Source organism: Leclercia barmai (assembly GCF_049312895.1).
GTDB lineage: Bacteria > Pseudomonadota > Gammaproteobacteria > Enterobacterales > Enterobacteriaceae > Enterobacter > Enterobacter barmai.
Map to the genome: position 1 here is coordinate 1 of NZ_JBMNWZ010000023.1, position 425 is coordinate 425.

Genomic DNA, 425 nt, shown 5'->3' on the forward strand with positions numbered 1-425 from the left:
GGCCGGGAACTCAAAGGAGACTGCCAGTGATAAACTGGAGGAAGGTGGGGATGACGTCAAGTCATCATGGCCCTTACGAGTAGGGCTACACACGTGCTACAATGGCGCATACAAAGAGAAGCGACCTCGCGAGAGCAAGCGGACCTCATAAAGTGCGTCGTAGTCCGGATTGGAGTCTGCAACTCGACTCCATGAAGTCGGAATCGCTAGTAATCGTAGATCAGAATGCTACGGTGAATACGTTCCCGGGCCTTGTACACACCGCCCGTCACACCATGGGAGTGGGTTGCAAAAGAAGTAGGTAGCTTAACCTTCGGGAGGGCGCTTACCACTTTGTGATTCATGACTGGGGTGAAGTCGTAACAAGGTAACCGTAGGGGAACCTGCGGTTGGATCACCTCCTTACCTTAAAGAACCTGCCTTTG

1 rRNA gene is annotated in these 425 nt (G+C 52.7%); it reads left to right on the forward strand.

Going from position 1 to position 425, the window contains the following annotated elements:
• Positions 1–405, forward strand: a 16S ribosomal RNA gene (locus tag ACOYA6_RS23050); the annotation flags it as partial.
• Positions 406–425: the final 20 nt, after the last annotated feature.